10 protein-coding genes are annotated in these 8,186 nt (G+C 64.9%); all 10 read left to right on the forward strand.

Features of this window, described 5'->3' with window-relative positions; genetic code table 11:
• Window positions 1–21 precede the first annotated feature (21 nt).
• Window positions 22–486: a type II secretion system major pseudopilin GspG gene (gspG, locus tag ACV4UY_RS10540; protein ID WP_491607556.1), complete on the forward strand. Its 465-nt coding sequence runs from the start codon at window positions 22–24 to the stop codon at window positions 484–486.
• Window positions 483–992 (forward strand): pilus assembly FimT family protein, encoded by a 510-nt coding sequence (locus tag ACV4UY_RS10545; protein ID WP_491607557.1) that lies wholly within the window; start codon window positions 483–485, stop codon window positions 990–992. The genes gspG and ACV4UY_RS10545 overlap by 4 nt, the downstream gene beginning before the upstream one ends.
• Window positions 983–1,351, forward strand: a complete 369-nt coding sequence (gene gspI / locus ACV4UY_RS10550; protein ID WP_491607558.1) for a type II secretion system minor pseudopilin GspI — start codon at window positions 983–985, stop codon at window positions 1,349–1,351. The genes ACV4UY_RS10545 and gspI overlap by 10 nt, the downstream gene beginning before the upstream one ends.
• A complete protein-coding gene (locus ACV4UY_RS10555; protein WP_491607559.1) occupies window positions 1,348–2,061 on the forward strand; it encodes a PulJ/GspJ family protein in 714 nt (237 codons plus the stop codon). The genes gspI and ACV4UY_RS10555 overlap by 4 nt, the downstream gene beginning before the upstream one ends.
• Window positions 2,058–3,020, forward strand: coding sequence for a type II secretion system minor pseudopilin (locus ACV4UY_RS10560; RefSeq protein WP_491607560.1), 963 nt, complete (start codon window positions 2,058–2,060; stop codon window positions 3,018–3,020). The genes ACV4UY_RS10555 and ACV4UY_RS10560 overlap by 4 nt, the downstream gene beginning before the upstream one ends.
• Window positions 3,017–4,351 carry a type II secretion system protein GspL gene (gene gspL, locus ACV4UY_RS10565; RefSeq protein ID WP_491607561.1) on the forward strand — a complete coding sequence of 445 codons (1,335 nt, stop codon included), beginning with the start codon at window positions 3,017–3,019 and terminating at the stop codon, window positions 4,349–4,351. Before ACV4UY_RS10560 ends, gspL begins: the two co-directional genes overlap by 4 nt.
• A complete protein-coding gene (locus tag ACV4UY_RS10570; RefSeq protein ID WP_491607562.1) occupies window positions 4,348–4,863 on the forward strand; it encodes a hypothetical protein in 516 nt (171 codons plus the stop codon). The genes gspL and ACV4UY_RS10570 overlap by 4 nt, the downstream gene beginning before the upstream one ends.
• A 57-nt stretch (window positions 4,864–4,920) precedes the next feature.
• Window positions 4,921–5,721, forward strand: a complete 801-nt coding sequence (locus tag ACV4UY_RS10575; RefSeq protein WP_491607563.1) for a hypothetical protein — start codon at window positions 4,921–4,923, stop codon at window positions 5,719–5,721.
• A gap of 109 nt (window positions 5,722–5,830) precedes the next feature.
• The gene (locus ACV4UY_RS10580; protein ID WP_491607564.1) at window positions 5,831–6,829 is read left to right on the forward strand and encodes a polysaccharide deacetylase family protein; all 999 of its coding nucleotides are present in this window, start codon (window positions 5,831–5,833) and stop codon (window positions 6,827–6,829) included.
• Window positions 6,830–6,995: 166 nt separating this feature from the next.
• Window positions 6,996–8,186: MltA domain-containing protein (locus tag ACV4UY_RS10585; protein ID WP_491607565.1), on the forward strand; the 1,191-nt coding region annotated here is incomplete at its 3' end.

Consider the following 8,186-nt stretch of genomic DNA (forward strand, 5'->3'; position numbering starts at 1 on the left):
AGCATAAAGTGAGATCAACGCATGAAATCAACCCTATACGCTCCGCCACTCCGCCTCTCCCAAGCCGGCTTCACCCTGATCGAAATCATGGTGGTGGTGGTGATCCTCGGCATCCTCGCCACCCTGATCATCCCCAAGGTGATGAGCCGTCCCGACGAGGCCCGGCAGACCAAGGCCGTGCTCGACATCCAGTCCATCGGCCAAGCGTTGGACCTCTACCGCCTCGACAACAACACCTACCCCACCACCGAGCAGGGCTTGCAGGCGCTGGTCACCAAACCGGAGAGCGAACCGATCCCCCGTCGCTGGCGTTCGGAGGGGTATCTGCCCAAACCGCCGGTCGATCCGTGGAGCAATCCCTATGTCTATCTCTCCCCCGGTCTGCACGGGGCCTACGACCTGATGTCCCTGGGCGCCGACGGCATGCCCGGCGGCGAGAGCAAGAACGGGGACATCACCTCCTGGAACCTGGAAATCAAGCCGTGACGCCACGCCGTCCGGTCAACGGCTTCACGTTGCTGGAGGTGATGGTCACCCTGTTTCTGGTTTCGATTCTCCTCTCCCTGGTGATCCCCCACCTGGCACCGCACAAACTGGAGGGGCTGCGCGTTTCGGCCAACCGCTTCCGCCATGTATTGATCTGGTTGCGGGATCAGGGCGCCTCGGGCCTGGCCGATTACCGCCTGCGCCTCGATCTGACCCAGGGGGGCTATCACCCCGAGGTGCGCGACGGGGAGACCTTTCTGCCGGTCGCCGATCCCCTTTTGACCCCCGGACGCCTGAACCCCGCCGAAGGGCGGCTGATCTGGATCCCGGACAAAAGCGATCTGGCCGACTTGAGCGAACTGGCCATCCCCTTCACCCGCTTCGGGCCGATCAAGCCGATCCTGGTGCAGTTCGCCTCCAACACGGAACCGGACGGCTTCACCGTCTCCTATCGTCCCGAATGGAGCCAACCACGCCTGGAAGCGGGACTGAAACGATGGGAATAGCCTCCCGGCATGCGCGCGGTTTCACCCTGTTGGAGATCCTGGTCGCCATGGCCCTGATCGGCGGTCTGTTCGTGGCCATCGGCGCGATCCTGAACAAGCAAACCGACACCCAGTACCGGCTCGAGGAGCGACTGGGCGCGGCCCAGGTCGCCAGCAATCAGATGGAACTCTTCTTCGCCGCCGGCTGGCCGGTCACCCCCGAGGAGTTGACCGGCGAGGAGGAGATGGGCGGACGCCTGTACACCTGGAGCCGCCGCATCCGCCGCACCGAGGACGGACGCGGCCAGATCGCGCACATCGAGGTGGCGCGCGAAAGAACCATCCTGTTCGCCGAACGGTTTCAATGGCCGGGATCGTGAAAACCGACGCAAGACAGGGCGGTCTCCCCCCGGAGGGCGGCCCCACCGCGCGCAAACCCCGTCCCGCGCGCGCCGGTTTCACCCAGACCTTGAACGAATGGACCGCCAAGACAAAACCCCGTCCCGCGCGCGCCGGTTTCACCCTGATCGAAGCCCTGATCGCCCTGAGCATCGCCGCCCTGATCATGACCGGGGTCTATCAGACGGTGCGCTCCGGCGCGACGCGGACACGTCTGCTGGAGGAGCGCGCCGAGACCGTCCATCTGTGGAACCATCTCAAACGGGTGATCCGTCGCGACATCGAACATCTGGAAAAGGAGCCCCCGGCGCGTCTGATCCGCGAGGGCAAGGAGCTTCTGGTCCTGCGCTGTCGTGGCGACCTGGTTCCCGAATGGCGCATGGGACCGCGGGTGGAGGTGCTCTACCGCTGGCGTTCCAAGGTCGAGGAGAAGGGGATGATCTGGGAACGGGCGATCCTGCCGGCGGGCCGCGATCGGAAAGAGGCGGTGGTGACCCTGACCATCGACAGGAATCTCGACGAACTGGCCTATGACCTGCTCGACCCCCAGGAGTGGCGTCCCTTCGGCGAGGGGGCGCAAACCCCGTGGAAGGCGCTCCGCTGGCGTTTCACCTGGAAGGACATCGGCCCCTGGAACCTGATCGTCCATCTCACCCCCATGCCGGTCATTCAACCACGGGTGCAACCATGATCCCACGGCGAATACAGGCCGGCGCGGCACGGCGGTACGAACAGGCCGGCGCGGCACAACCGCCCCCACGGCGCGAACGGGCCGGCGAACGGGGCATGGTGCTGCTGGTCACCCTGGCGGCCATCGCCTTTCTGGTGCCGCTGGTCTACGCCGGCATGGATTCGCAACGGTTCCAGATGCGTCAGGTGCAACGGGAGCTGGAGCTGGAAACGGCCCATCGTCACGCCCAGTCGCTGTTGACCTGGGTGGTGGCGATCCTGACCCTCGACGGCATGCAGGGCGGCATGATCGATCACCCGCGCGAACCGTGGGCCATGCCGGTCACCTTGCCGGACAACCCGGACGGCGAGGCCGAAGCCATGATCGAGGATGGGGGGCGGCGCTGGAACCTCAACGCGCTGCGCAAGGAGGATGGCCATCTGAACCTGGAGTTGCGGGCGATCCTGACCCGATTGGCCTCCCGCGAGGGGATTCCGACCCATCTGATCGAACGGCTGGTGGAACGGCTGGTGCCGTTCGATGCCGCCCCCTCGGGCGGGGCCGCGCCGGGCCTGACCCCGGAACCCCTGCACGACCTGGAGGAGCTTCTGCTTCTGCCGGATTGGGACCGGGAAGCGTTGGGAAAACTCGCGCCCTTTGTCAGCGTGGACGATACATGCAAGAATAGCCGCTTGAATCTCAATACTGCGGGCTTGAAGGTGCTCGAACCTCTGGCTCCGGAGATGAATTGGCAAGGTGTGGTGGAACAGCGCATGAAAACCCCGATCAGCCAGGTCAATGACCTGGTCGCCATGGGCGTGACCCTTCCGACGGAGATGCTCAATCTGGTGACCACCGGAGCGAGCTGCTTTTCCGCGCGCATCCGCTCCCGTGTGGGGGGCTCGGCGGCGCTCCTGAACGCACAACTGATCCGCACCGGCCCGAAAGTCACCGTCAGCCGCGCGGGTTGGGACAGATGAAATCGCGAGCCACATGGGGCGCGGTCTCTGCCGCCCCTTCCGAAAAACCGCTCTGGGCGCGCCTGGTCGATCGGGACGCGCCGCGCTTCGAATGCGGCCTGCCGGTGATCTCCGGCGGGGAACGCGGAGTTCTGGCCGGGATTTCGGCGCTCGGCATGGCGGTGCGCACCTGCACACTCCCCTTTGCGCGCCGGGATCAGATCTGGGCCGTGCTCCCCCAGGAGTCCGCCGACTCCCTGGTGCGACGGTTCGAGGCACCCTGTCACGCCATGCAGTGGGAACCGGTCGAATCCGGGGCCTGGGTGTTTCACGCCGTATGCGAGCGGACCGCGATGGATGGGCTGCTCGACCGCCTGCGTGAATCGGCCATCAAGCCGGTGGGGGTGGTGATCGCCGAACTGGGGGCCTGGCCGCTGCTGGAGGTCGCCCACCTGACCGGCACCACCGGTCCGACGCTGGTGGTGGACGGCTCGGCCACGCCGTGCGCCCTCTACCTGATCGAGGATGGCCGGGTTCGGGCGCTGCGTCTCGTGGCCCCGGCCACCGAAAACCTCGGCGAGGAGGCGCTCATCGAGGAGCTGACCTGGCTCATCGAGGAGACCACCACCCGTTTGAACGCTCCCGCCGGCTGTCGCGCGATTTTTCTGGGTCGCACCCGCGACTTCTGGCGCCCGTTGTGGGAAAACCGCGGCCTGGGCGCGGTGGAAATTCCCACCCTGGATGCCCTCGGACAAGGGTTGAAACAGTGGGAGTTCCTGCGCCCCGCCGGACTGGCCCTGGCCGCGGCGCGGGGTCAACACGAACGGCTGCTCGATTTTCTGCATGGGGCCGGCGAGCGGCAATGGCACGGCTGGTTGCGTCCCTGGCGGGGAGCCGGGGTTCTGGCGCTGATGTTCCTGGTGGCGTGGGGCGGCGAGGAGGGGTGGCGCCATCACCAGGCCAAAAGCCGTCACGACCGGCTCAAGGCCGAAACCGAGGCGATCTTTCGCGAGGCCCTGCCGAACATTCCGGTGATCGTCGAGCCTCTGTCCCAGATGAAACAGGCGTTGGGGCTGATGTCCGGAGGGGGCAGGGAGGGGGATTTCCCGACCCTGAGCACCTGGATCGGCCTGATCCAAACCTCGGTCCCGGCGGATACCAAAGTCAAGTGGCTGCGGTTGCGGTATGAGCCCGGCGAGGTGCAACTCAACGGTGAGGTCCCTTCCTACAACCATCTGGACAAATTGCGCGCCGCCTTGCAGCCTCTGGCCAAGGGCAAGGAGACCCGCATGGACGAAGCGCGCATCGTCCCGGAGAGCAAAACGGTCCGTTTCCGCCTGGTGCTGCCATGAACGAATCCGACAAACGCCTGGTGCTGGCCCTATCCCTGATCGTCTCCACGCTGCTCATGATCGTGCAGGGAATGAGCTGGATCGACGAGAGCGTGCAAGCCTGGGAGGCCAAGGCCAAGGCCCAGGAGGGGGTGCGACGCGAGGTGGCGAATCTGGCCGGACAGATCAAGGCGCGACGCGGTTCCGGCACCCGGGAGAAAACCGCTGCCCCGTCCAAACCCGACGAAGAGGCGATCAACTCCCTGCTTCCCTGGCTGGAAAAAGAGACCGCCGCCATGCAACTTGGCGACAAGATGCAGCAGATCGCGCCGATCCCGGTGAAGACCCACGAAACCCCCTCCCTGCGCGAGAAGGCCGATCTGACGTTCAAGGGGATCTCCATGGAGACCGCGATTCGTCTTTTGACCCGTCTGGAGTCCCATTCGCGCCTGAGAGTGGTGCGCGGGGATCTCAAGCGCGCCGAAAAGGATGCGCCGGGGGTGTCGCTCTCCTTGGAAGTCGGGCTTTTGTGAGGCGACGCGCATGAACGGACCGATGAACGTGGGGCTGGCATCGCGGGACAGGCAGGCATGAGCAAACGGGCGCTCCTCGGTGTGATGCTGGTGCTGATCCTCTCCTACGGGGCGGGTCTGGTGCTCTTCATGCCGCCGGAAAGGCTCACCGACTGGTCACGGGCCCTGATCGGCGAACGCATGAGCTGGCAGAAACTCTCCCTCGGTTGGGATGGCCTCCGCTTTTCCAAGGTCCGTTTCACCCCTCCGCTCTTCAACCCGGATCGCGACATCGATTCGATGCGCTTTCATCCGTCGCTTCTCCCGCTCTTCTCCGGACGGCTGGGCGCGGGCTACGAGATCGGCATGGCGTTCGGACACCTGGAGGGCGAAGGGAGCTGGAACGGTCATCAGGGGCGTCTGGAATGGCGGTTGCACCTGGAGGAACTGGGCAAGCTGGCCGGTCTGTGGCTCGGCCCCCTGGGCGCCGAACTGCGTGGCAAAGGGTTGGGATCGGGGTGGATGAACGCCTCCACCGACGAACCGCGCACCCTGGAGAACGGCGAAGGGGAGATCCAGTTGCAAGGGGTGGTGGCCTTCGGAGCCAAAATCGAGCCGCTGAACCTCTCGGCCAAGGTCAAGGAACCGAACCTCGTGGAGATCGCCCTGGCCGGCAAGGGGGATGTGGCCGTCTCCGGCAAGATCACGGCGCGTTTCCTGCCCGCCGATCCCCGTGCCGGTCCGCTCCACGGCGAAATCCAGATCCAGCCGGTCAAGACCAATCTGCCCGGTCTGGCCGGTCAACTCCTCGCCCGAGGCCAGCCGGTGCGTCTGCTCCTCTCCGGCACCCTGGCCAACCCCCAATGGCGCATGCCGTGATCCCCCTCCCGTCGGAGCCGGTCATCCCCCCCCCGCACGATCTCCGCCGGCACGGACAGGCGACGCCCGACGGGAATCCGACGCGTGCCGAATCCCTGACGAGCGCGCCATGAACGATCATCCCCGCCACCCGTTCACCTCCCGACCGCTCACCCGCCGCCAACTCCTGCGCGCCGGGCGGACCGGAGCACTGGGGGCGTTGCTGTCCGCCTTTCCGACCCACGCGGACGAACGGCTTCCCGCCTGCCATCTCCAGGCCGATTATCAACCCGTGCAGCAGTTCGGCCAGCTCGCCGGCACCCCGAATCCGGTGCGCTTGTTGCGGGCGTTCACCTTGAAGGATGAACACCTGGTGCTGACCCTGGATCCGGACTCCCTCACCACCGCCATCCATCCGCGCGAGGCGGTGACGTTGCTCGATGCGCCACCGGACAATCCAACCCACAGCCGCCACGCCCGCGCCCTGGCGCGTCAACTGGCTCCGCCCCATCCGCTGGTCAACGCCGGCATGCGGCGCGCGGCGCACCCGGTCGCGGGGTTTTGTCTCACCATCGATCTCTGTCCCGCGCCCAAACTCATGGAGCAGCGACTGTTCGAGGCACTCCTCGCCCACGATCTGCCCCGTCCGGTTCCGGTGGCCATCGCCGTCTCCGGGGGCTGGATCCGCCGACACGACAAAGCGTTCCACTGGCTGGTTGCCCGCCACGCCGAAGGGGCGTTATCCATCACCTGGATCAACCACTCCCACACCCACTTTTACGCACCGGGACGACCCTATCCGGACAATTTCCTCCTGGCCAGGGGCAGCGATCCGCTCTGCGAGGTGCTGGCCCTCGAATGGCTGCTGATCCGGCAAGGGGTGACCCCTCCGCCCTATTTCCGCTTTCCGGGGCTGGTCTCCTCCCCGGCGCTGCTCGAAACGGTGAGCCGTCTGGGATTGCTCGCCATCGGTTGCGACACCATCCTGGCCGATGGCGATCGCATCCGTCCAGGCGGCATCGTGTTGATTCACGGCAACGGCAACGAAGCGCGCGGCGTGGAACGGCTGTTGGAATACCTCAAAAACACACCCAAGCCGCAACTCGTCCCCCTGTCGGAACTTTTTTGATTCCACGCCAGGCCTCAAGCCTGTTTTCGTCGCCAGGGCAGGCACGATTCGCAACATCAAACCTTGCGACAATCCCCAACGGATGGCAAAAACATGATCTGGCATTCGGGCCGAAGGGACCGGTTTCCGCCAGGCATGTTCTCTTCTCGTGATCACAGGTGTTGCCGTGAAGCGTTTATGGCCGTTGTTTTCGATTGTCCTGGCAATGGGACTGTTCATGACCGGATGTCAGCGACAGCCGGTGGAAGAGGTGGTGGAGGGGATCCGAAAACAGGCGATCGATGAAGCCGACGCTCCCACCGATGGAGGCAGTCTGCGTTCGGTCGCATGGTCGGAAATTCCGGACGAACTGTTCAAGGATGGGGCCATCCAAACCTGGGGCGAGGCTCTGGCCCAGAGCGCCCAGTATTACCGACGCCTGCCACCGGAACAGGCGTTCGAGTTCGGCTCCTACAAGGTGAGTGCCGCACGCATGCATCAGGCGACCCAGGAGCTTGCCGAACTGGCCAGGTCCGGGGATCTGGTCGGATTGGAACGGGTGTTGAAAAGCCGGTATCGGCTCTACCGATCGATCGGCGGCAACTCGAAGGGCAATGTGCTGGTGACCGGCTACTACGAGCCGTTGCTGCACGGCTCCACCAGGCCCTCGGCGCGCTATCACTACCCGCTCTACCGACTGCCGCCGGATCTGGTCAACTGCGCGGATCGCAAGAAGGTGTGTCGGATGGAGCGTGGCAAACCGGCCCCCTATTTCGCCCGCGCACAAATCGACGCCCCCTATCTGACCAAACCGGAACCCCAGAAAACGCCCCCCCCTCCGGCCAAGCACGCCAAAAAGGGGAGCAAGGCGAAAAAAACGGCCCGGTCAAAACCTGCCGGCCCTCTGGCCAATCGCGGGTTGGAGCTGGTGTGGGTGGATAACGTGATCGACGCCTTTTTTCTGCACATCCAGGGATCGGGTCGGGTGCAGATGGATGATGGACGCTTGATCCGTGTGGGGTATGCGGGCACGAATGGCCGTGCCTACAAGGCGATCGGACAGATTCTGATCGACGAAGGGAAGATTCCCCACGAGGAGATGACCATGCCACGTCTGCGTCAGTGGTTGATGGACCATCCCAAGGAGCAGCAACGGATCTTCTTTGCCAATGCCTCGTATGTCTTTTTCCGGGAGATGGCCGTGGACGCGGTGGGCAACATCAACGTTCCCCTGACCAAGGACCGTTCCATTGCCACGGATCACCGACTCTTTCCCAAGGGCGCGCCAGGAATTTTGTACACCACGCTGCCGATCATGGGCGCGGACGGCAAGAGCGTGACCGGCTGGCGTCCGGAGACCCGGTTCATCGTCAATCAG

Source organism: Candidatus Magnetaquiglobus sp. (genome assembly GCF_058402785.1).